20 protein-coding genes and 1 pseudogene are annotated in these 20,793 nt (G+C 74.9%); 14 read left to right on the top strand and 7 right to left on the bottom strand.

Annotated features, from left to right (window positions below; all coding sequences use genetic code 11):
* Positions 1-100: 100 nt before the first annotated feature.
* A complete protein-coding gene (glmM, locus tag ACWD3O_RS03860; protein ID WP_451410558.1) occupies positions 101-1,459 on the top strand; it encodes a phosphoglucosamine mutase in 1,359 nt (452 codons plus the stop codon).
* A 122-nt stretch (positions 1,460-1,581) separates the two neighbouring features.
* Here the strand turns inward: glmM and ACWD3O_RS03855 are convergent, their stop codons facing one another.
* Together ACWD3O_RS03855 and coaA are read right to left on the bottom strand one after the other, a co-directional pair.
* Positions 1,582-2,529, bottom strand: a complete 948-nt coding sequence (locus ACWD3O_RS03855) for a DUF389 domain-containing protein (protein ID WP_451410557.1) — start codon at positions 2,527-2,529, stop codon at positions 1,582-1,584.
* A gap of 124 nt (positions 2,530-2,653) precedes the next feature.
* Positions 2,654-3,646: a type I pantothenate kinase gene (gene coaA, locus ACWD3O_RS03850; protein ID WP_451410556.1), complete on the bottom strand. Its 993-nt coding sequence runs from the start codon at positions 3,644-3,646 to the stop codon at positions 2,654-2,656.
* Between the two features lie 438 nt (positions 3,647-4,084).
* Between coaA and glmS the strand changes: the two genes are divergently transcribed.
* From glmS to tsaE, 6 genes are all read left to right on the top strand, one after another.
* Positions 4,085-5,950, top strand: coding sequence for a glutamine--fructose-6-phosphate transaminase (isomerizing) (glmS, locus tag ACWD3O_RS03845; RefSeq protein ID WP_451414762.1), 1,866 nt, complete (start codon positions 4,085-4,087; stop codon positions 5,948-5,950).
* Between the two features lie 138 nt (positions 5,951-6,088).
* On the top strand, positions 6,089-6,460 hold the full coding sequence (locus ACWD3O_RS03840) for a holo-ACP synthase (RefSeq protein WP_356128686.1): 372 nt from the start codon (positions 6,089-6,091) through the stop codon (positions 6,458-6,460).
* A gap of 22 nt (positions 6,461-6,482) precedes the next feature.
* Positions 6,483-8,015: an NAD(P)H-hydrate dehydratase gene (locus tag ACWD3O_RS03835; RefSeq protein WP_451410553.1), complete on the top strand. Its 1,533-nt coding sequence runs from the start codon at positions 6,483-6,485 to the stop codon at positions 8,013-8,015.
* A gap of 127 nt (positions 8,016-8,142) precedes the next feature.
* The gene (alr, locus tag ACWD3O_RS03830; protein ID WP_451410552.1) at positions 8,143-9,309 is read left to right on the top strand and encodes an alanine racemase; all 1,167 of its coding nucleotides are present in this window, start codon (positions 8,143-8,145) and stop codon (positions 9,307-9,309) included.
* 84 nt (positions 9,310-9,393) lie between these two features.
* The gene (locus ACWD3O_RS03825; RefSeq protein ID WP_451410551.1) at positions 9,394-10,695 is read left to right on the top strand and encodes an alpha/beta fold hydrolase; all 1,302 of its coding nucleotides are present in this window, start codon (positions 9,394-9,396) and stop codon (positions 10,693-10,695) included.
* Positions 10,646-11,221: a tRNA (adenosine(37)-N6)-threonylcarbamoyltransferase complex ATPase subunit type 1 TsaE gene (gene tsaE / locus ACWD3O_RS03820; protein ID WP_451410550.1), complete on the top strand. Its 576-nt coding sequence runs from the start codon at positions 10,646-10,648 to the stop codon at positions 11,219-11,221. The genes ACWD3O_RS03825 and tsaE overlap by 50 nt, the downstream gene beginning before the upstream one ends.
* A 66-nt stretch (positions 11,222-11,287) precedes the next feature.
* On the opposite strand, the gene ACWD3O_RS03815 is transcribed toward tsaE, so the two are convergent.
* Both ACWD3O_RS03815 and ACWD3O_RS03810 read right to left on the bottom strand, forming a co-directional pair.
* Positions 11,288-11,503: a hypothetical protein gene (locus ACWD3O_RS03815; protein ID WP_451410549.1), complete on the bottom strand. Its 216-nt coding sequence runs from the start codon at positions 11,501-11,503 to the stop codon at positions 11,288-11,290.
* A gap of 178 nt (positions 11,504-11,681) precedes the next feature.
* Complete coding sequence (locus ACWD3O_RS03810; protein ID WP_451410548.1) at positions 11,682-12,227, bottom strand: hypothetical protein; 546 nt, start codon at positions 12,225-12,227, stop codon at positions 11,682-11,684.
* Between the two features lie 125 nt (positions 12,228-12,352).
* On the opposite strand from ACWD3O_RS03810, the gene tsaB reads away from it, so the two are divergent.
* From tsaB to ACWD3O_RS03780, 6 genes are all read left to right on the top strand, one after another.
* Positions 12,353-13,006 carry a tRNA (adenosine(37)-N6)-threonylcarbamoyltransferase complex dimerization subunit type 1 TsaB gene (tsaB, locus tag ACWD3O_RS03805; protein ID WP_451414761.1) on the top strand — a complete coding sequence of 218 codons (654 nt, stop codon included), beginning with the start codon at positions 12,353-12,355 and terminating at the stop codon, positions 13,004-13,006.
* A 56-nt stretch (positions 13,007-13,062) separates the two neighbouring features.
* Entirely contained in the window at positions 13,063-13,566 is a 504-nt protein-coding gene (gene rimI, locus ACWD3O_RS03800) for a ribosomal protein S18-alanine N-acetyltransferase (protein WP_451410666.1), read from the top strand.
* Positions 13,559-14,701: a tRNA (adenosine(37)-N6)-threonylcarbamoyltransferase complex transferase subunit TsaD gene (gene tsaD / locus ACWD3O_RS03795; RefSeq protein WP_451414760.1), complete on the top strand. Its 1,143-nt coding sequence runs from the start codon at positions 13,559-13,561 to the stop codon at positions 14,699-14,701. Before rimI ends, tsaD begins: the two co-directional genes overlap by 8 nt.
* Positions 14,698-14,955, top strand: a complete 258-nt coding sequence (locus ACWD3O_RS03790; RefSeq protein ID WP_451414759.1) for a hypothetical protein — start codon at positions 14,698-14,700, stop codon at positions 14,953-14,955. Before tsaD ends, ACWD3O_RS03790 begins: the two co-directional genes overlap by 4 nt.
* 7 nt (positions 14,956-14,962) lie before the next feature.
* Complete coding sequence (locus ACWD3O_RS03785) at positions 14,963-15,370, top strand: DUF7919 family protein (protein ID WP_451410544.1); 408 nt, start codon at positions 14,963-14,965, stop codon at positions 15,368-15,370.
* Positions 15,371-15,902: 532 nt separating this feature from the next.
* On the top strand, positions 15,903-16,598 hold the full coding sequence (locus ACWD3O_RS03780) for a hypothetical protein (protein ID WP_451414758.1): 696 nt from the start codon (positions 15,903-15,905) through the stop codon (positions 16,596-16,598).
* Positions 16,599-16,652: 54 nt separating this feature from the next.
* Here ACWD3O_RS03780 and ACWD3O_RS03775 read toward each other — a convergent pair whose 3' ends face one another.
* Both ACWD3O_RS03775 and ACWD3O_RS03770 read right to left on the bottom strand, forming a co-directional pair.
* Positions 16,653-18,983: a beta-xylosidase/alpha-l-arabinosidase gene (locus tag ACWD3O_RS03775; protein WP_451410665.1), complete on the bottom strand. Its 2,331-nt coding sequence runs from the start codon at positions 18,981-18,983 to the stop codon at positions 16,653-16,655.
* Between the two features lie 18 nt (positions 18,984-19,001).
* Positions 19,002-19,178, bottom strand: a pseudogene (locus ACWD3O_RS03770) (carbohydrate ABC transporter permease); the annotation flags it as partial.
* A gap of 47 nt (positions 19,179-19,225) precedes the next feature.
* On the opposite strand from ACWD3O_RS03770, the gene ACWD3O_RS03765 reads away from it, so the two are divergent.
* Positions 19,226-19,420: a hypothetical protein gene (locus ACWD3O_RS03765; protein WP_451414757.1), complete on the top strand. Its 195-nt coding sequence runs from the start codon at positions 19,226-19,228 to the stop codon at positions 19,418-19,420.
* On the opposite strand, the gene ACWD3O_RS03760 is transcribed toward ACWD3O_RS03765, so the two are convergent.
* Positions 19,413-20,726, bottom strand: a complete 1,314-nt coding sequence (locus tag ACWD3O_RS03760; RefSeq protein ID WP_451414756.1) for an ABC transporter substrate-binding protein — start codon at positions 20,724-20,726, stop codon at positions 19,413-19,415. The genes ACWD3O_RS03765 and ACWD3O_RS03760 overlap by 8 nt on opposite strands.
* Between the last annotated feature and the right edge of the window lie 67 nt (positions 20,727-20,793).

Raw genomic sequence — 20,793 nt, 5'->3', positions numbered from 1 at the left:
AGGGAACAATGTGCTGTAACGCTCGTAGCGTCCGTAGGGCGTCAAGCACGGCGGATCAGACGCGGCGTTCGTCACCATGTAGCACTTCTCTGGAGGACCAGTGGCACGACTCTTCGGCACCGACGGTGTACGCGGTGTCGCCAACGCGGATCTGACGGCCGAGCTCGCGCTCGGTCTCTCCGTGGCGGCGGCACATGTCCTGGCCGAGGCGGGCACCTTCGAGGGGCATCGCCCGAAGGCGGTCGTCGGACGGGACCCGCGGGCGTCCGGAGAGTTCCTGGAGGCGGCCGTGGTGGCCGGTCTCGCCAGCGCCGGGGTCGACGTGCTGCGGGTGGGCGTGCTGCCCACGCCGGCCGTCGCCCACCTGACCGGCGTACTCGGCGCGGACCTGGGCGTGATGCTTTCCGCCAGCCACAACGCCATGCCCGACAACGGCATCAAGTTCTTCGCCCGTGGCGGCCACAAGCTGGCCGACGACCTCGAGGACCGCATCGAGGCCCGGTACCGCGAGCACAGCACCGGAGCGCCGTGGGACCGGCCCACCGGGGCCGGCGTCGGCCGGGTCGGCGAGCACGGGGAGGGCCTGGAGACGTACGTCCAGCACCTGCTCGGCGTGCTCCCCAACCGCCTCGACGGCCTGAAGGTCGTCCTCGACGAGGCGCACGGCGCCGCCGCCCGGGTCTCCCCGGTCGCCTTCGAGCGCGCCGGCGCCCAGGTCGTCACCATCGGGGCCGACCCGGACGGCCTCAACATCAACGACGGCTACGGCTCCACCCACCTGGAGAAGCTGAAGGCAGCCGTCCTCGAGCACGGCGCCGACCTCGGCATCGCGCACGACGGCGACGCAGACCGGTGCCTGGCGGTCGACCACACGGGCGAGGAGGTCGACGGGGACCAGATCCTGGCGATCCTCGCGCTGGCCATGCGGGAGCAGGGCGTGCTGCGCGCCGACACCGTGGTCGCCACCGTGATGTCCAACCTGGGCTTCACGCTCGCCATGGAGCGCGAGGGCATCCAGCTCGTCCAGACCGCGGTCGGCGACCGCTACGTGCTGGAGGAGATGAAGGACAAGGGCTACGCGCTGGGCGGCGAGCAGTCCGGGCACGTGATCGTGCTGGACCACGCCACCACGGGCGACGGCACGCTGACCGGTCTGCTGCTCGCGGCCCGGGTCGCGGCGAGCGGACGGCCGCTGCGGGACCTGGCCTCCGTGATGGAGCGCCTGCCGCAGGTGCTGGTCAACGTGCGCGACGTGGACAAGACGCGGGTCTCCACCTCCGCCGAGCTGACCGCCGCCGTGGAGGAGGCCGAGCGGGAGCTGGGCACCACCGGGCGCGTGCTGCTGCGGTCGTCCGGCACCGAGCCGCTGGTGCGGGTGATGGTCGAGGCGGCCGACATCCACCAGGCCGAGTCGGTGGCCAGGCGTCTGGCCGACGTGGTCAAGTCCGCGCTGGGCTGACCGGGGCGGGTGACCGGGCCCTTCGCGGGCGACGACGGGGGGGCGGGGCCGTGGGGTCCCGCCCCCCGTCGTCGTGTGCCGCTCGCCCGACGGTGGCCTGAGGGCGTCGGGGTGTCAGGGCGTCAGGGCGTCGGGTTGAGCGGGTGGCGGCGGAGCTTGCGGGACCAGCTCCACTTCTGCACCAGGAGCGTCAGGGTGCCCGCCAGGACGATGCCCGCGAGGTTGACCATGAGCTGGAGGGACGACCCCCAGCCCTGCCCGTAGTCGCCGTAGTCGAAGGCGACCGCGGCATTGGCGGCGGCCGGGACGGTGGTGACCGAGATGGCGACGCCGACCAGGGCCCCCGACTTGGCCGAGGTCAGCGAGAGCATGCCCGCGCAGCCCGCCAGCAGGGCGACCACGAAGGAGAAGAGGTCGGGGTCGTAGATGAACCCCGTGTTGGGACGGTCGGCGTCGAGCTGCTCGGCGCTGAAGAGCCCCACGCTGGTCATGAACAGGCTGAACAGGGCCGTCAGCGCCATCGCCACCGCGAAGCCGCCCAGCAGCGCCACGAGCGAGCGGACGGCCAGGCGCGGGGCCGGGCGGACCAGGGCGGTGCAGAAACCGGCGAGCGGGCCGAACTCCGGGCCCACCGCCATGGCGCCCACGATCAGCACCGCGTTGTCCAGCACCACACCGCAGGCCGCGATCATGGTGGCCAGCGTCAGGAAGGCCACGTAGGTCCAGGAGAAGCTCGATTCCTCGTGGGTGGCCTCCACGAGCTGGTCCCAGACCACCGCGTCGGCGCCCTCGCCGGGCGCCTCCCGCTCGGCCCGGTCGGCGTGCGCGGACAGGGACAGGTCGAGGTTGTCGGCGCTGATGGAGCCCTCCTTGTCCAGCCCCATCCTGCGCAGCTCGCCGATCACCTCGTCGGCGGCCTCACGGGCCACGTCCACCGTCAGCAGGTCGCCGGCCGGCTCGCGGGCCGCTCCGGGAACGACCACCAGGTGGGTGCAGCCGACGGTCTTGCGGAGGAGGCCGACCACTTCGTCGGTCCGCCCGCACGGTGTGATCAGTCGCAGGTGCAGCATGCGCGGCAGACTAGCGGGGCCGCGGGCCCGGGGCCGACGGTGCGCCGGGAAGCGGCACCGGTTCGTGATCTCCGCGCGGGGGCGGGCACGTGATCGCGTGCCGGTGGCGTGCGGCCGTCGCCGGTCAGAGCTTGCGCAGGCGCAGGCGCTGGACCTTGTGGTCGGGGCCCTTGCGCAGGACCAGGGTGGCGCGGCCGCGGGTGGGGGCCACGTTCTCCATCAGGTTGGGCCGGTTGATGGTCTGCCAGGTGCGGCGGGCGTACTCCAGGGCCTCCTCCTCGGAGACCTGGGTCCAGCGGCGGAAGTACGACTCGGGGTTCTGGAACGCCGTCTCCCGCAGGCGGCGGAAGCGGTGCAGGTACCACTTCTCGATGTCCTCCGCCTTGGCGTCGACGTACACGCTGAAGTCGAAGTAGTCGGCCAGCGCCACCCGGGTGCGGCCGTCCTTGCCCGGCAGGGCGGGCTGGAGGACGTTCAGGCCCTCGACGATCAGGATGTCCGGGCGGCGCACGGTGAGCTTCTCACCGGGGACGATGTCGTAGATCAGGTGGGAGTAGACGGGGGCGGTGACCTCGTCCTTGCCGGCCTTGATGTCGGCGACGAACCGGGTGAGCGCCCGGCGGTCGTACGACTCGGGGAAGCCCTTGCGCTCCATCAGGCCGCGCGCCTGCAGCTCCCGGGTGGGCAGCAGGAAGCCGTCGGTGGTGACCAGCTCGACGCGGGGGTGCTCGGGCCAGCGGGAGAGCAGCGCCCGCAGCAGGCGGGAGACGGTGGACTTGCCGACCGCCACCGATCCGGCGACCCCTATGACGAACGGCGTGCCCGACTGCGAGCCCTTCTCGCCGAGGAAGGTGTTCAGCGAGGACCGCAGGTTGTCCGTGGACCGCACGTAGAGGTTGAGCAGCCGGGAGAGCGGGAGGTAGATGTCCCGGACCTCGTCCAGGTCGATCACGTCGCCCAGGCCGCGCAGCCGCTCGACCTCCTCCGCGGTGAGGGGGAGCGGCGTCTTGTCGCGCAGCGCGCTCCACTCCGCACGGGTCAGGTCCACGTACGGAGTCGCCTCCGGCCGGGACCGGGGGGCGCCGCCGGAGGGCATCGGGGAGGCCGGAGAGATCACAGTCCATTGTTACGGGCCTGCGAACAGGTCGCGGGGTGGGGTGCGTCACTCAGGGGTCCGGCTGGGGTGCGGCGGGGGTCGGGTGGGGTGGGAGTGGGGCCGGGTGGGGGTGGGGCTGGGGTGGGTCGCGGGCTGCCGGGGTCGGGCGGGGTCGGTCGGGGTGGGTCGGGGTGGGTCGGGGCGGGGCGCGCTTCTGCCGGGGCCGGTCCGGGGCGGTCGGGGTCGGTCCGGGGCGGTCGGGGTCGGTCGGGGTGGGTCGGGGTGGGTCGGGGCGGGGCGCGCTTCTGCCGGGGCCGGTCCCGGTCGGTCGGGGCCGGTCCGGGGCGGTCGGGGTCGGTCGGGGTCGGTCGGGGTCGGTAGGGGGAGTGCGGGCGGGGCGGGGCCCGAACGGACCACGACCGGCCGCGCCGTCCCGGGGTCCGGCCTAGGGTGAAGGACATGTGTGGAATCGTGGGATATGTGGGGCGACAGGCGGCACTCGACGTCGTGACGGCCGGGCTGCGCAGGCTGGAGTACCGGGGCTACGACTCGGCGGGGGTGGCCGTCCTCGCCGACGGGGTCCTGGCCGCGGTCAAGAAGGCCGGCAAGCTGGTCAATCTGGAGAAGGAGCTCGGCGAGCGGCCCCTCCCCGCCGCCACCACCGGCCTCGGCCACACCCGCTGGGCCACCCACGGCCCGCCCAACGACGTCAACGCCCACCCGCACCTCGACGACGCCGGGCGGGTCGCCGTCGTGCACAACGGGATCATCGAGAACTTCGCGTCGCTGCGGGCCGAGCTCGCCGGGCGGGGCCACCGGCTGGCCTCGGAGACGGACACCGAGGTGGTGTCCCACCTGCTGGCCGAGGAGTACTCGGTGTGCGGCGACCTCGCCGAGGCGATGCGGCTGGTGTGCCGGCGGCTGGAGGGCGCGTTCACCCTGGTGGCGGTCGCGGCGGAGGAGCCCGGTGTGGTGGTCGGCGCCCGGCGGAACTCGCCGCTGGTGGCCGGCGTGGGCGAGGGCGAGGGGTTCCTCGCCTCGGACGTGGCCGCCTTCATCGAGTACACCCGGGACGCGATCGAACTGGGCCAGGACCAGGTCGTCGAGCTGCGCCGGCAGGAGGCGGACGGGTCGGTCGCGGTGACGGTGACCGGCTTCGACGGGCAGCCCGCCGAGGTGCGGGAGTTCCACATCGACTGGGACGCCTCGGCCGCCGAGAAGGGCGGCTACGACTACTTCATGCTCAAGGAGATCGCCGAGCAGCCGAAGGCGGTCGCCGACACCCTGCTCGGACGGATCGACGGCGCCGGGCGCCTGTCGCTGGACGAACTGCGGATCCCGCCGGAGGAGCTGCGCGAGATCGACAAGGTGGTGATCGTCGCCTGCGGCACCGCCTTCCACTCCGGGCTGATCGCCAAGTACGCCGTCGAACACTGGACGCGGGTCCCCTGCGAGGTGGAGCTGGCCAGCGAGTTCCGCTACCGCGACCCCATCCTGGGGCCGCGCGCCCTGGTCATCGCCATCTCCCAGTCCGGCGAGACCATGGACACCCTGATGGCGCTGCGCCACGCCCGTGAGCAGGGCTCCAAGGTGCTGGCCATCTGCAACACCAACGGCGCGACGATCCCCCGCGAGTCCGACGCGGTGCTGTACACCCATGCCGGTCCCGAGGTGGCGGTCGCCTCCACGAAGGCGTTCCTGACGCAGCTGGTTGCCTGCTACCTGGTCGCCCTCTACCTGGGGCAGGTGCGGGGCACCCGGTCGGGCGAGGAGATCCGCGAGCAGGTGCGGGAGCTGTCGGGGATCGCCGACTGCGTCGAGCGGGTGCTGGGGACGATGGAGCCGGTGCGGGAGCTGGCCCGCTCGCTGGCCTCCCGCAACACGGTGCTGTTCCTGGGACGACACGTGGGCTACCCCGTGGCGCTGGAGGGCGCGCTCAAGCTGAAGGAGCTCGCCTACATGCACGCCGAGGGGTTCGCGGCGGGCGAGCTGAAGCACGGGCCGATCGCGCTGATCGAGGAGGGCGTGCCGGTGGTGGTGATCGTGCCGTCGCCGCGGGACCGGTCGGTGCTGCACGACAAGATCGTGTCGAACATCCAGGAGATCCGGGCGCGCGGGGCGCGGACCGTGGTGATCGCGGAGGAGGGGGACGAGGCGGTCCTGCCGTACGCGGACCACCTGGTGCGGATCCCGGCGACGCCGCCGCTGCTCCAGCCGCTGGTGGCCACGGTGCCGCTCCAGGTGTTCGCCTGCGAGCTGGCGACGGCCCGCGGCAACGAGGTCGACCAGCCGCGGAACCTGGCGAAGTCCGTCACGGTGGAGTGAGCGGCGGGGGTGCGGGGTTGCCGGGGGTGCCGGGGTTGCCGGGGCTTGCGGCGCGGGTTTTCCACAGGTGGTGAGCGGTGAGGGGCGGTTGTCCACAGGCAGGGCGGGTGGGTGGCGCCGGTCCGTAGGGTGAGGGCCATGAGCATCATCGGCGTCGGTATCGACGTGGCCGAGATCGACCGCTTCCAAGCGGCCCTCGCCCGCACCCCGCACATGGCGCAACGCCTCTTCAACGACAGCGAACTGATACTGCCCAGCGGCGAGCGGCGCGGCATCGCCTCGCTGGCCGCCCGGTTCGCCGCCAAGGAGGCGCTCGCCAAGGCCCTGGGCGCGCCGCCCGGGCTGCAGTGGCGGGACGCCGAGGTGTACCTGGAGGACAGCGGGCAGCCGCGGCTGCGGGTCACCGGTACGGTCGCCGCCCGCGCCGCCGAACTGGGCGTCAGCTCCTGGCACGTGTCGCTCAGTCATGACGCGGGCGTCGCCTCGGCGGTGGTGATCGCGGAAGGCTGATTCCTGGGGAAGACTCGGCGGTATGCGGAGTGCCTACAGCGTGGAGACGGTACGTGCGGCCGAGCGGGAGCTGATGGCGAGGCTCCCCGAGGGCGCGCTGATGCAGCGGGCGGCCGCCGGGCTCGCCGCCGCCTCGGCCCAGGTCCTGGGCCGGACGGCGGGCCGGGTCTACGGCAGCCGGGTGGTGCTGCTGGTCGGCAGCGGGGACAACGGCGGGGACGCCCTGTACGCCGGTGCGCGGCTGGCGCGGCGCGGGGCGGGGGTGACGGCCGTCCTCGTCACGCCCGACCGGGTGCACGGTGGCGGACTGGTCGCGCTGCGGCGGGCGGGCGGACGGGTCGTGACGCTGCCGGCGGGCGCGGCGGTTTCCGGTGCGGCCGTGGGCGCGGGGTCCGGGGCGTCGGGTGGTGTGCCGGAGGAGGTGGTGCGGCTGATCCGGGCGGCGGACCTGGTGCTGGACGGGATCGTCGGCATCGGCGGGCGGGGCGGCCTGCGGGAGGGCGCCGCGCCGCTGGCGGAGCTGACCGCGGCGTCCCGGGCCGCGGTGGTCGCCGTGGACCTGCCGAGCGGCGTGGAGGCCGACACCGGCGAGGTCCGCGGTCCCGCGGTGCGGGCCGACCTCACCGTCACCTTCGGCACCCACAAGCCGGCGCTGCTGGTCGACCCGGCGCGCGCGTACGCGGGCTCGGTGCGGCTGGTGGACATCGGCCTCGGCCCGTGGCTGCCGGACGAGCCGGAGATGGAGGCCCTGCAGCACCAGGACGTGGCCCGGCTGCTGCCGCGGCCGGGGGCGGAGAGCGACAAGTACCGGCGGGGCGTGGTCGGCGTCGCCGCCGGGTCCGCGCGGTATCCGGGGGCCGCGGTGCTCGCCGTCGCGGGCGCGCTGCGCGGCGGTGGCGGGGCGGTCCGGTACGCGGGACCGGCCGGGGAGGCGGTGCTGGCGCGGTTCCCCGAGACGATGGTCTCCGAGGGCGGACCGCGCCGGGCCGGCCGGGTGCAGGCGTGGGTGATCGGACCCGGAGCCGGGGACGACGCGGGCACGGTGGCCGAGGCGCTGGACGTCGCCGGCGAGGCGGAGGTCCCGGTGCTGATCGACGCCGACGGGCTGCGGCTCGCGGACCGCGAGGCGGTGCGGTCCCGGACCGCCCCGACGCTGCTGACCCCGCACGCGGGAGAGGCCGCGGCGCTGCTCGGCGTCGACCGGGCGGAGGTGGAGTCCGCGCGGCTCACGTCGGCGCGGGAGCTGGCGGAGCGGTACCGGGCCACGGTGCTGCTGAAGGGGGCGACCACGCTGGTGGTGTCCCCGGGCCCGGCCGCCGTGCGGGTCAACCCCACGGGGACGCCGTGGCTGGCCACGGCCGGATCGGGCGACGTGCTGTCCGGGCTGGCCGGGGCGTTGCTGGCGGCGGGGCTGTCGGCGCGCGACGCGGGGAGCGTGGGGGCGTACCTGCACGGGCTGGCGGCGCGGAGGGCGGCGGCCGGGGCGCCGGTCGCCGCGCAGGACGTCGCCGCCGCCATCCCCACCGCCTGGCGCGACATCACCACCCCGGAGTGACCCCCGCCCCCGCCGCCGCTGCCCCCGCCCTCGCCGCTGTCCTCGCCGGCGTGAGGTCCGCGGAACGGGGGCCAGGGCGTCGGGTGGGCAGGGGCGGCGGGTGGGGCTCTGTCAGACTGGGGGGACCATGAGTGAACGTGATGCGCGCCCTCGCGACACGACCCGCGTCCGCGCGGAGGTCGACCTCGCCGCCCTCCGCGCCAACGTGACGTCGCTGCGCGCACGGGTCTCCGGTGCCGCCCTGATGGCCGTGGTGAAGGCCGACGCCTACGGCCACGGCGCCGTTCCCTGCGCCCTCGCCGCCCGGCAGGCGGGCGCGGAGTGGCTGGGCACCGCCACCCCCGAGGAGGCGCTGGCCCTGCGCGAGGCCGGCCTGGGCGGGCGGATGCTGTGCTGGCTGTGGGCCCCCGGAGGCCCCTGGCGCGAGGCGATCGCCGCCGACGTGGACGTCTCGGTCAGCGCCCTGTGGGCGCTGCGCGAGGTGACCGCCGCGGCCCGCGCCGAACGCGCCCCCGCCCGGGTGCACCTGAAGGCGGACACCGGCCTCGGCCGCAACGGCTGCCAGCCCGCCGACTGGCCGGAGCTCGTCGCCGCCGCCCTCGCCGCCGAGCGGGACGGCCTGGTCCGCGTCGTCGGCCTCTGGTCGCACTTCGCCTGCGCCGACGAGCCCGAGCACCCGGCGAACGACGCCCAGCTCGCCCGGTTCCGCGAGATGGTGGCGTACGCCGAGGGCCAGGGCGTCCGGCCCGAGGTGCGGCACATCGCCAACTCGCCCGCGCTGCTCACCCGCCCCGACGCCCACTTCGACCTGGTCCGCGCCGGCATCGCCACCTACGGGGTGTCGCCCGGCCCCGAACTGGGCTCGGCCGCCGACCTCGGCCTGCGGCCCGTGATGCGGCTCTCCGCCGACCTGGTACTGGTCAAGGAGGTGCCCGGCGGGCACGGGGTCAGCTACGGGCACCACTACGTCACCCCCGGCGGGACCACCCTCGGCCTCGTCCCCGCCGGTTACGCCGACGGCATCCCCCGGCACGCCTCCGACGCCGGCCCGGTGCTGGTCGGCGGCAAGCTGCGCACGGTCGCCGGACGGGTCGCCATGGACCAGTTCGTGGTGGACCTCGGCGGCGACCGGCCGGAGCCCGGCGCGCAGGCCGTCCTGTTCGGCGCGGGGGACCGCGGCGAGCCGACCGCCGAGGACTGGGCGCAGGCCTGCGGCACCATCGCCTACGAGATCGTCACCCGGATCGGCGTCCGGGTGCCCCGCGTGTATGTGAACGAGCACGCCACGGGGTAATCGAACGGCAGAGGGCCTGACGCGACGCGGCGGCAGGCGGGTCCGCCGAACGATCCCGGGAGACGGGAGAAGAAGGAGCGCCAGGTGAGCGAGGAGAGCCCGGCGGTGACCGCGGTGACCGTGCCCGAACTGGTCGTCGCCGCCACGGGCGTCGCCGCCCCGGCCCCCCGGGCCTGGCGCCGCAGCACCGGACTGGCGGGCGCCGCGATCGGCGTGGTCGCCGCGGGCGCGGCCGCCGGGGTGGCCGTCGAGCGCCTCACCATGGGCCGCGGCATCCGCCGCAGGGCCCGCCTCGCCTTGGAGGTCACCGGCCCCTACGGCACCCTGCGCGGCACCCCCGGCACCGCCCGCGCCGACGACGGCACCGAGCTGTACTACGAGGTGGACGAGGTACCGGCCCCCGCGCCCGAACCGGCCCCGCGCAGGCGGCGGCTGTTCGCCGGCCGCCGCCGGACCACGGAACCGCCCCGGCCGCCCGTCACCGTGGTGTTCAGCCACGGCTACTGCCTGAACCAGGACGCCTGGCACTTCCAGCGCGCCGCGCTCCGCTCGGCCGGCGTCCGCGCCGTCTACTGGGACCAGCGCAGCCACGGCCGGTCCGGCCGCGGCGCCTCCCGGGCGGAGCAGGGCGCGCCCGTCACCATCGACCGGCTGGGCCGCGACCTCCGGGCGGTGATCGACGCCGCCGCGCCGGAGGGCCCGCTGGTGCTGGTCGGGCACTCGATGGGCGGGATGACGGTGATGGCGCTGGCCGACCGGTTCCCCGACCTGATCCGCGAGCGGGTCGCCGGGGTGGCCCTGGTGGGCACCTCGTCGGGCGGGCTCGGCGAGGTCAACTTCGGTCTGCCGATGGCCGGCGTCAACGCGGTGCGGCGGCTCCTGCCGGGCGTGCTGCGGGCGCTGGGACAGCGGGCCGAACTGGTCGAGAGGGGGCGGCGCGCCACGGCCGACCTGTTCGCCGGGATCATCAGCCGCTACTCGTTCGCCTCCGCCGAGGTCGACCCGGTGGTCGCCCGGTTCGCCGAACGGATGATCGAGGCGACGCCGATCGACGTGGTCGCCGAGTTCTACCCGGCCTTCGACGAGCACGACAAGACGGCGGCGCTGGCCCGTTTCCGCGGGCTGCCGGTGCTGATCGTGGCCGGCGAGGGGGACCTGGTCACGCCCGTGGGCCACAGCGAGACCATCGCCCGCGAGCTGCCGGAGGCGGAACTGGTGCGGGTGCCCGACGCCGGGCACCTGGTGATGCTGGAGCACCCCGAGGTGGTCGACGCCCGGCTCGCCGACCTCCTCGTCCGCGCGGGAGCGCTGCCCGGGGCGGCTACCGTGGGGTCCCATGGAAGCACCCGCGGCACCGCACAACCCCAGCGAACAGAACCCCGGTGAGCACGGCCGTCCCGACGGCGCCGCCGGCGACCGGCAGACGCTCGAACTGACCGTCTCCTCCGCCGAGGAGATGCTGGACCTCGGCCGTCGTCTCGCCGGTCTGCTGCGCGCCGGCGACCTGGTGATGCTCACCGGCGAGCTCGGCGCGGGCAAGACCACGCTCACCCGGGGGCTCGGCGAGGGCCTGAACGTCCGGGGCGCGGTCACCTCGCCGACGTTCGTGATCGCCCGCGTCCACCCCTCGCTCGGCGACGGCCCGCCCCTGGTGCACGTCGACGCCTACCGGCTCGGCGGCGGGCTGGACGAGATGGAGGACCTGGACCTCGACGTCTCGCTGTCCGACTCCGTGGTCGTCGTGGAGTGGGGCGAGGGGAAGGTCGAGGAGCTCACCGAGGACCGCCTGCAGGTCCTGATCGCCCGCGCGACGGGCGACACCGCCGACACCGACGACGACGTCCGCCGGCTGACGGTCACCGGTCTCGGCGACCGCTGGGCCTCCGCCGACCTCGGCGCCCTCCGGGGCTGAGCCGCGGGCCGGCCTCCGGTTCCGTCAGGAGCGCTCCCCGCTCGCGCCGAAGCGAGGCGGCCTGCCTCAGGCCGCCTCGCGGGTGGTGCGGGTGGCGGGAGTGGCCCGGGGGTCCGCGGCGGGGCGGTCGGGGCTCGGCGGCGAGGAGACGGCGTGGGCCGCCGCGCAGGACGCGAGCAGGTCCCGCATGGACACGGCGGCGGCCCCGCGCGCGACCGCGTCCGCCGGCGCGGCGTCCGCGCGACGCTCCGTGGTGTCGGGGCCGGCAACCGGAAAGAGCATGACGCCTCCTGGGATCCCGAGGGCGGGCGTGGTTAGGTAGACCTAACCACGCCCGCCGGGCGGCGCGCAATATCTTCCCGACGCGGTGTCGGAAACCCCGGTGAACGCCCCGGTGAACGCCCGGGTGAAGGCTCGGGCGAACACTCGGGCGAACGTGCGACACGGGCGGCGGCGCCCGTCACCGGACGACGACCACCCGCCCGCCCAGCACCGCGAAGTCCCACATGGCGAGGCCGTCCGGCCGGGCCTCGCGGATCCCGCCGGTGCCCGGCGCGGGGGTCCCCGCCACCGCGCCGCCGCCACGGGGCGCGCTGAAGCCGACCACCACGCCCCGCACGTCCGCGAACCGGACCACGTGCTCGATGGGCGCCCCGTCCGCCCCGACCCCGCGCAGCGACCGCGAGGTCACCGTGTACGTCCCCGGCGCCGGGTCCACCGCGCCGGGCACCACGCGGAAGACCCGCCGCACCCCGCCCCGGGCGTCCACCAGCCACACCCGGTCCTGCCCCAGCGAGTACACGACCCGTTCCCCGCGCCCGGAGCGGGCGGGCAGCCCGCGCGGTCCCGGCGGCTCGGGGGCGGGCGCGGTTCCGGCGGCCGCCGGGGGGCCCGGCGCGCGCAGGGCCGGCGGCACGTTCGCGTTCGCCTGGAGCCCGAGCACCACCACCGTGGTCAACGCCGCGCCCGTCAGTACCCCCACCAACACCCCGCTGCGGACCGCCACCGCCGGTCTCCCTCGCTCGTCGAACCATCACTCTGCGCAGTCGTATGTATGCGCGACGTTAGCAGCGGGGGTGGTCCGAGCCCCGCGAGGCCGTGCGGGCGGCCCGGGAGCCGTAGGCTGTTCGCGTGCTCTTGCTCGCTCTGGATACCGCAACCCCCGCCGTCACCGCCGCCCTGCACGACGGGACGGACGTCGTCGCCTCGTCGAGCCAGGTGGACGCGCGCCGCCACGGAGAGCTGCTGCTGCCCACCGTCGACCGGGTCCTCGGCGCGGCGGGCGTCGGGCTCGACGCCGTCACCGGCATCGTCGTCGGCATCGGGCCCGGCCCCTACACCGGACTGCGCGTCGGCCTGATGACCGCGGACACCTTCGGCCTGGCGCTCGGCGTCCCCGTCCACGGCGTGTGCACGCTGGACGGGCTGGCCTGGGCCGCCGACATCGACGGCCCCTTCGTCGTGGCGACCGACGCCCGGCGCAAGGAGGTCTACTGGGCGCGCTACACCGACTCCCGCACCCGGCTCACCGACCCCGCCGTCGACCGCCCGGCCGACATCGCGGAGCAGGTCGCCGGCATGCCCGCCGTCGGCGCCGGCGCGCTGCTCTACCCCGACACCTTCCCGGACGTGCACGGACCCGAGCACGTCTCCGCGGCCGCGCTGGCCTCGCTCGCCGCCGAGCGGCTGGCCCGCGGCGAGGAGCTTCCGGCGCCGCGCCCGCTCTACCTGCGGCGCCCGGACGCCCAGGTCCCCAAGAACTACAAGGTGGTCACCCCCCGGTGAGCGCCGCAGTGAACACCGTGCCGGACGCCCCGGCGCCCACCGCGGCGATCCGCGAGATGCGCTGGTGGGACATCGACCCGGTGCTGACGCTGGAGAAGGAGCTCTTCCCGGAGGACGCCTGGTCCCGCGGGATGTTCTGGTCGGAGCTCGCCCACTCCCGCGGGCCCGGCGCCACCCGCCGGTACGTGGTCGCCGAGGCCCCGGACGGCCGGCTGGTCGGCTACGCGGGGCTCGCCGCCGCCGGCGACCAGGGCGACGTCCAGACCATCGCCGTCGCGCCCGGCCACCAGGGCACCGGCCTCGGCAGCCGCCTGCTCGTCGAACTGCTCCGCGCTGCCACCGACTTCGAGTGCCACGAGGTGATGCTGGAGGTCCGGGTCGACAACGTCCGCGCCCAGCGGCTCTACGAGCGGTTCGGCTTCGAACCGATCGGCTTCCGCCGCGGCTACTACCAGCCCGGCAACGTCGACGCGCTGGTGATGCGCCTGACCGACCCGGCGTCCGCCCCCTCCTCCGCCGTCACCCCCTCCGCTGCACAAGGAACCCCGAACCATGGCTGACCTGCGGGACGAGCCCCTCGTCCTCGGCATCGAGACCTCCTGCGACGAGACCGGCGTCGGCATCGTCCGCGGCACCACCCTGCTGGCCGACGCCGTCGCCTCCAGCGTCGACGAGCACGCCCGCTTCGGCGGCGTGGTGCCCGAGGTCGCCTCACGGGCGCACCTGGAGGCGATGGTGCCCACCATCCAACGGGCGCTCCAGGAGGCCGGCGTCAGCGCCAAGGACCTCGACGGCATCGCGGTCACCGCGGGCCCGGGCCTCGCGGGCGCGCTCCTGGTCGGCGTCTCCGCCGCCAAGGCGTACGCCTACGCGCTGGGCAAGCCGCTCTACGGCGTCAACCACCTGGCCTCGCACATCTGCGTGGACCAGCTCGAGCACGGGCCGCTGCCCGAGCCGACCATGGCGCTGCTGGTCTCCGGCGGCCACTCCTCGCTGCTGCTGTCGTCCGACATCACCTCCGACGTCCGGCCGATGGGCGCCACCATCGACGACGCGGCCGGCGAGGCCTTCGACAAGATCGCCCGGGTGCTGAACCTCGGCTTCCCCGGCGGTCCGGTGATCGACCGGTACGCCAAGGAGGGCGACCCGAACGCCATCCCCTTCCCGCGCGGTCTGACCGGCCCCCGCGACCCCGCCTACGACTTCTCCTTCTCCGGCCTCAAGACGGCGGTGGCCCGCTGGATCGAGGCCCGGCGGGCGGCGGGCGAGGAGGTCCCGGTGCGGGACGTCGCCGCCTCCTTCCAGGAGGCCGTGGTGGACGTGCTCACCCGCAAGGCGGTGCGCGCCTGCAAGGACGAGGGCGTCGACCACCTGATGATCGGCGGCGGCGTCGCGGCCAACTCCCGGCTGCGGGCGCTGGCCCAGGAGCGGTGCGAGAAGGCCGGCATCCGGCTGCGGGTGCCCCGCCCCAAGCTGTGCACCGACAACGGCGCGATGGTCGCCGCCCTCGGCGCCGAGATGGTGGCGCGCGGGCGGGCCGCCTCCGCGTGGGACCTGTCGGCGGACTCCTCGCTGCCGGTGACCGAGCCGCACGTGCCCGACCCGGAGGCCGGGCACGGGCACGGACACGGACACGGGCACGCCCACTCCCACGACCATGTGCACGAACTGTCGAAGGAGAACCTGTACTCGTGACGGTCGCGCTGATGTGGGAGGCCCGGGCGGTCGAGGGCCGCGGCGAGGAACTGCTCGGCTGGGCGCGGGAGCAGGGGCTGCCGCGCGAACCGCTGCGCCGCGAGACCTTCCGGGCCGCGCAGGACCGCGTCCTCGTCGTCACCTGGTGGGACGCCGGCCTGCACGAGCCGCTGCCGGAGCTCCCCGAGCCTCCCCCCGGCCTGGTCTCCCGCGCGGTGCACCGCTGGCGGTTCGAGTCGCTCGGGACGGAGTGACGCCCCGGTGCCCTACTACGCCGACCTCACGCCGTACACCTTCCTCCCGCCCGGCGGGCCGGGAACCGAGGCGGCCCGGCCGTGGCACGGGCTCCCGCTGGTCAACGTCGGCTGGCTGAGCGCCGCCCGGCGCTACCGCAAGGGCACCGCCCCGCAGGGCCTGGTGGACGCGCTGTGGGAGCGGACGCGCACCCACCGGGCGCAGCAGACCCGCGGTTTCCACCTCTGCCCCTGGTGCTCGATGCGGCTGCTGCGGGCCGGCCCCGACTGCCCGCGCGGCAGCGCGGAGATCAGGGCGGTGGGCGACGGGGTCGCCTACGCGGCCCCGGAACTGGTCGCGCACTACGTCGAGGCGCACCAGTACCTGCCGCCCGACGCCTTCGTCCGGGCCGTGCTCGGCGGCCCGGGGTCCTGAACGTTCGTCTCGTGTTCCGGGCGTTGTCAGTGGCGGATGCGAAGATCCCACCAGGTGCTGTCGATGACCCGGACGTAGGGCCGGGCCGCCCGTAGGGGGTCGGCGATGTGGGACGAGCGGAGCAAGACTCGCAGTCGCGAACCTGTGCTGCTGCGCGATGTGCTGGTGGCCACCACCGAGGCGCTGAGGGAGGCCTCGCGGTCGGCGGAGGTCGCGCCACCGGCGCCGCGCTGCGGTGAGTGCGGGGCGGAGCCCCGGCGGGTCGCCCGCGCGATACCGGGGCGGCGCCCGCGGACGGGCGCCGAGCCGCCCTGCCCGTACCGTTCGGCCGCCTGAACGCCTCGCCGCCCAGGGGCGGGCCGTGCCGGGTCGGGCCGGCGCGGGCCGGTGCGGGCTGTGCCGGGGCCATCCGGGGGACCGTCCGGGCCGATCAGACGATTTTTAGCTCGCCTGGCCCAGTGCCCCTGAGTGACCCGGACCACCGCAGGTCACAGCTTCCTCGCAGACCGACGAACGAGACGCGGGAGAGCAGATGACTTCTGGACACGGGAGGCCGCGGCGCCGCCGCGCCGTGTGGGCCGCCGGCGGGGTGTCGGCGTCGCTGGCCGTCGCGCTGGCCTGCGGAGCGGCCGGCGGCGCGGTGGCAGCGGAGCAGCCGCGGGCCGCGGTGCCGGCCCCGGCCGCCGGCGACAGGTGCGAGGAGGACGGCGACCGGCGCCGGGAGAACGGGGGCGGCGGGGCGCTCGCCTCCTGGTTCACCCTGTGGGGCCTCGGCGACCGGGCGGCGCGGGGCTGCGAGGGCGAGTGGGACCGGTGCGACGACCGGCCGCTGCCGCAGCCCGGGCCGGACGGCGCGCGTCCGGACCAGGCGGCCGGTGCCGCCGCACCCGTCACACAGGCGGGCGCCGCCCCGCGCGCCGCCGCCCCGGGCGCCGCCGTGCCGGGCGGCGCCTGTGAGACGCCGGACGGTCTCACCGAGGTGGTCGGCGAGGTGGTGGAGGTGGCCCCGGGCGGGACCGGGGAGAGCGTCGCCGTCTGCCCGGAGGGCATGGTCGCGGTCTCCGGCGGCTGGTCCACCGCCGAGCCCGGCCTGGTGGTCGGTGTCTCCCAGCGGCTCGGCGCCGACGGCTGGCGGGTCGTGCTCGACAACCCGGCCGCCGACGGCGAGCCGATCAGCGGGCTGGCCTTCGTCTACTGCGAGGACGAGGACGCCCGCAGGGACGCCTGAGGAGACGCCCGAGGGGACGCCCGGCGGACGCCCAGGGCCTGCTCGGCCTCGGGCCTACTCCGCCTTGGTGACCTCCGTCGCGCAGAGCAGCTCCCGGTCGTACCCGACCTCCCGGACCTCGCCGTCCAGGGTGAGCGGGAAGACGTGCCGCACGTCCGCCGAGGACGTGGCGAGGCGGAGCTCCAGCCTGCCGGGCTCGACGATCCGGACGCCGTCGCGGCCGGTGAACGACGCGAGGTCGGCGTGGAAGCGGAAGGTCACCCGGCGGGCCTCGCCGGGGGCCAGCTCCAGGCGCCGGTAGCCGATCAGCCGGACGTCCGGCCGGGTGACCGAGGCGACGGGGTCGTGCAGGTACAGCTGCACCACCTCGGCGCCGCTCCGGTCACCGTCGTTGCGGACGGTCACCGACACCTCGTAGGCGCCGTCGGTGCCGATGCGGGGGCCGGAGGCCGGGGACTCGAAGCGGTCCCAGGCGAACGTCGTGTACGACAGGCCGTGGCCGAAGGGGTACAGCGGCGTCGGATCCAGGTTGGTGATGTCGTTGGCCAGGCCCAGCGGCGGCTGGAGGTAGGTCCACGGCTGTCCGCCCGGGTCGCGCGGCACGCTGACGGGGAGGCGGCCCGAGGGGGTCACCCGCCCGGACAGCACGCCCGCCACGGCGGGGCCGCCCTCCTCGCCGGGGAAGAAGGCCTGCACGACGCCGGCCAGCCGGTCCGCCCAGCGGCCCAGCGCGTACGGCCGCCCGGTGAGCAGCACCAGCACCACCGGCCTGCCGGTCTCCAACAGCGCGTCCAGCAGCTCGCCCTGGACGCCCGGCAGGGCCAGGTCGGCGGCGTCGCAGCCCTCGCCCGAGGTGCCCCGGCCGAAGAGACCGGCCCGGTCGCCCAGCACGGCCACGACCACGTCCGAGGAGGAGGCCAGCGCCGCGGCGTCCGCGAACCCGGACGTGTCGGCGTCCTGGACGTCGCACCCGGCGGCGAACTCCACGGCGGCGTCCGGGAACTCGTCGCGGAGGGACTCGAGCACGGTGGGGATCTCCACGCCCAGCTCGGTGTCGGGGTGGTGCGGCAGCACGTGCGAGGGGAAGGAGTAGCAGCCCAGCATCGCCATCGCGTCGTCGGCCCGCGGGCCGATCACCGCGATGCGGCGCACCGCCGACGGGCCGGACGGGGCCAGCGGCAGGACGCCGCCGCCGTTGGCGAGCAGCACCACCGACTCGTCCGCGAGCCGGCGGGCCAGCGCACGGTTGCCCGGGGAGTCCAGGTCGAGGGAGCCTCGCGGCTCCGGCGACCAGCCCTCGTCCAGCAGCCCCAGCTCGCACTTCTGCAGCAGCACCCGACGGGCCGCCCGGTCCACCAGGGCCTCGGGAAGCCGGCCCTCGCGCACGGCCTCGACCAGCGGCTTGCCGTAGCAGTGCAGCGTCGGCAGCTCGACGTCGACACCGGCCTCCAGGGCCACGCGCGCGGCGTCGCCCAGGCCGTCCGCCACCCGCTGCAGGCTGTTCAGGAAGCCGACACCGAAGTAATCGGCGACCACGGTGCCGGTGAAGCCCCACTTCTCCCGCAGCAGTCCGGTCAGCAGGGAGGCGTCGGAGTGGGAGGGCACGCCGTCGATCTCCGTGTAGGCGGCCATCACCGACCGCGCCCCGCCGTGCCGCAGACCGTGCTCGAACGGGGGCAGCGTGACGTCGGCGATCTCCCGCACCCCGGCGCGCACCGGCGCGTGGTTGCGGGCCCCCGCCGACGAGGCGTAGCCGGCGAAGTGCTTCAGGGTGGCGATCACCCCGGTGGACTCCAGGCCCCGGACGTAGGCCGAGGCGATGGTGCCGACCAGGTACGGGTCCTCGCCGACGGTCTCCTCCACCCGGCCCCAGCGCGCGTCGCGCACGACGTCCAGGACGGGCGCGAGTCCCTGCTGGACGCCGGCCGCGGCGAGGTCGTCGCCGACGCGGCGGCCCAGCTCCTCGACCAGCTCGGGGTCGAAGGAGGCGCCCCAGGCGAGCGGCACGGGGTACGCGGTCGCGCCCCACGCGGTGAAGCCGGCCAGGCACTCCTCGTGCGCGACGGCCGGGATGCCGAACCGGTTGGCGGCCATGATGGTCCGCTGCGCCCGGGCGAGCGCGCGGGCGCCCTCGTCCGGTGCGATCGGGGCGGTGCCGTAGGAACGGGTGATCTGGCCCAGGCCGTGGGCGATCACCTCGTCCCAGTCCCAGTCGGTGGCCATCTCGTGCTGGTGCGGGGCCACGCCCGCTTCAGTGTCCGTCGAGGCGCCGACCCACACTCCATAGAGCTGTGCGGCCTTCTCCTCCAGGGTCATCCGGGAGAGAAGGTCGTCGACACGGGCTTCGGCGGTCAGTGCGGAATCGCGCCAGGGGGCGGTCATGATGCTCCTGAGAGAAAAGTGTTACTTGCCGCCGACGCCCATCGACCCGCTCACCAGGGCCCGCCGGGCCACCAGGTGAACGGCGAGGATCGGCACGCCGGAAGGAACGACGGAGGCCAACAGCGCGGGGACGTCGCCCCCGAACTGGCTGACGTAGTTGTACAGACCCGGTCCGAGGACACACGGTTCCTCGGACCGGGGGGACAGGGGAGCGCGGGGCGGGCGTCACCGGGAGCCCGACAACGATGGCAACGACGCCGAGGGCGGCGACCGCCGTGCCGGACGGGTGGTGGCTCACCCCGGTGAGCAGGACGGCGAAGAGGACGCAGACCAGCACGCCGGGCAGCGCCCAGGAGGCGTGCGGCCGACCCGCCCGGGTCGCCCGCACGCCGCTCCTGGGCGCTGCGCCGGCGTACGTGGTGACCGACCCGGTCACGTGAGCCCCTTCAGCGCGTCGACGAATTCCTTGGGCGTGGACCTGCCCAGGAAGAGCTTGTCGATCTCGGTGAGCATCGGCGCGGACCAGTCCGGCTTGACGGCCTGGTCCCAGCTGAGGGTGAACGCCGGGGCACTCTCCACGAGTTCGTACTGGAAGGTGGCGAACTCCGGGTTGGGCGAGTTCTCCAGCAGCACGGCGGCGTTGGAGGTGGTGGGGATGTCGCCGTTGGCGACCAGCGCCTTGGCGTACTCCTCCGACGCACAGGTCTTCAGGAACGCGATCACCGCCTCCCGGTTCTCGGTGCGGGAGCTCACCGACCAGTAGTTGCTCGGGTTGCCCACGACGTTCTTGATGTCGCCCGCGCCGCCCTCGTAGGCCGGGAAGACGAACCAGCCGAGGTCCTTCCTGGCGAAGTCCTCGAACTTGCCCAGCTGGGTCGAGTACTCCCAGGAGCCCATCAGGTGCATGGCGGCCTTGCCCGTGGCGAGCAGGGCCGAGGCGCCGCCGTTGTTGTACTGGACGGAGCCGAAGCCCTTGCCGAAGGCCTGGCCGTCGACCAGGTCCTTGATCTCCTCGGCCGCCCGCAGGACCGCCGGGTCGCCCCAGCCGGCGGGGTCGCCGGACTGGATGGCGCGGAAGACCTCGGGACCGCCGATGCGGTCCACCAGGTACTCCACCCACATCAGCTCGGTCCACTTGTCCGCGCCGCCCAGCGCGAACGGCGTGATCCCGCGGGCCTTGAGCCTCCGGTTGACGTCGAGCATGCCGCCCCAGGTGGTGGGCGGCTCGATGCCGTTCTGCGCGAACACCTTCTTGTTGAAGAACATCAGCACGGGCTGCATGCCGCGCATCGGAATGCCGTACGGGCGGCCGTCGAGGGCGCCGGACTGGATGACCGAGGGCAGGAAACCGTTCTTCAACTCCGGCGTGGACTCGATGATGTCGTGGAGGTCGATGATCTGGTCCTCGTCCACGTACGCCTTGATCGAGCCGCCGCCCCAGTTGAAGAACAGGTCGGGCGCGCTCGGCGAGCCCATCGCGGTGCGCAGCTTGGCGGTGTAGTCGCTGCCCGGTATGCGCTGCAGCTTGATGGTCGCGCCGGACTTCTTCGCCGCGGCGGACTCGTTGAAGCGCTGGATCGCCGCCTCCTGGATCCGCGCGGCGTCGTCGCCCCAGACGAACGCCGTGAGTGTCCCGTCCTTGCTGTCGGTGTCACCGCTGCCGTCCGAGCCGCAGGCGGTGAGGCCGGCGGTGAGCAGAGTGGCGCCGCCGACGCCCAGGAACCAACGCCTGTTGTAGGACTCCATGGGACTCGTACTCCTCGGAAGAAGCGGTCGTCGTTGACCGCAAAAGGGACGGGGGCGGGGCGTTCGC

This window comes from Streptomyces sp. NPDC002640, from assembly GCF_053592575.1.
The sequence above is the reverse complement of the archived record's forward strand: the minus strand, read 5'-3'. Positions and strand labels throughout refer to the sequence as shown.

What these genes read in the sequence shown, in the direction of transcription:
- ACWD3O_RS03855 (WP_451410557.1), bottom strand. Translation starts at nt 2,529, where the DNA reads ATGCTGCACCTGCGACTGATCACACCGTGCGGGCGGACCGACGAAGTG.
- glmS (WP_451414762.1), top strand. Translation starts at nt 4,085, where the DNA reads ATGTGTGGAATCGTGGGATATGTGGGGCGACAGGCGGCACTCGACGTC.
- ACWD3O_RS03840 (WP_356128686.1), top strand. Translation starts at nt 6,089, where the DNA reads ATGAGCATCATCGGCGTCGGTATCGACGTGGCCGAGATCGACCGCTTC.
- ACWD3O_RS03835 (WP_451410553.1), top strand. Translation starts at nt 6,483, where the DNA reads ATGCGGAGTGCCTACAGCGTGGAGACGGTACGTGCGGCCGAGCGGGAG.
- alr (WP_451410552.1), top strand. Translation starts at nt 8,143, where the DNA reads ATGAGTGAACGTGATGCGCGCCCTCGCGACACGACCCGCGTCCGCGCG.
- tsaE (WP_451410550.1), top strand. Translation starts at nt 10,646, where the DNA reads ATGGAAGCACCCGCGGCACCGCACAACCCCAGCGAACAGAACCCCGGT.
- ACWD3O_RS03815 (WP_451410549.1), bottom strand. Translation starts at nt 11,503, where the DNA reads ATGCTCTTTCCGGTTGCCGGCCCCGACACCACGGAGCGTCGCGCGGAC.
- rimI (WP_451410666.1), top strand. Translation starts at nt 13,063, where the DNA reads ATGCGCTGGTGGGACATCGACCCGGTGCTGACGCTGGAGAAGGAGCTC.
- tsaD (WP_451414760.1), top strand. Translation starts at nt 13,559, where the DNA reads ATGGCTGACCTGCGGGACGAGCCCCTCGTCCTCGGCATCGAGACCTCC.
- ACWD3O_RS03780 (WP_451414758.1), top strand. Translation starts at nt 15,903, where the DNA reads ATGACTTCTGGACACGGGAGGCCGCGGCGCCGCCGCGCCGTGTGGGCC.
- ACWD3O_RS03765 (WP_451414757.1), top strand. Translation starts at nt 19,226, where the DNA reads ATGGCAACGACGCCGAGGGCGGCGACCGCCGTGCCGGACGGGTGGTGG.
- ACWD3O_RS03760 (WP_451414756.1), bottom strand. Translation starts at nt 20,726, where the DNA reads ATGGAGTCCTACAACAGGCGTTGGTTCCTGGGCGTCGGCGGCGCCACT.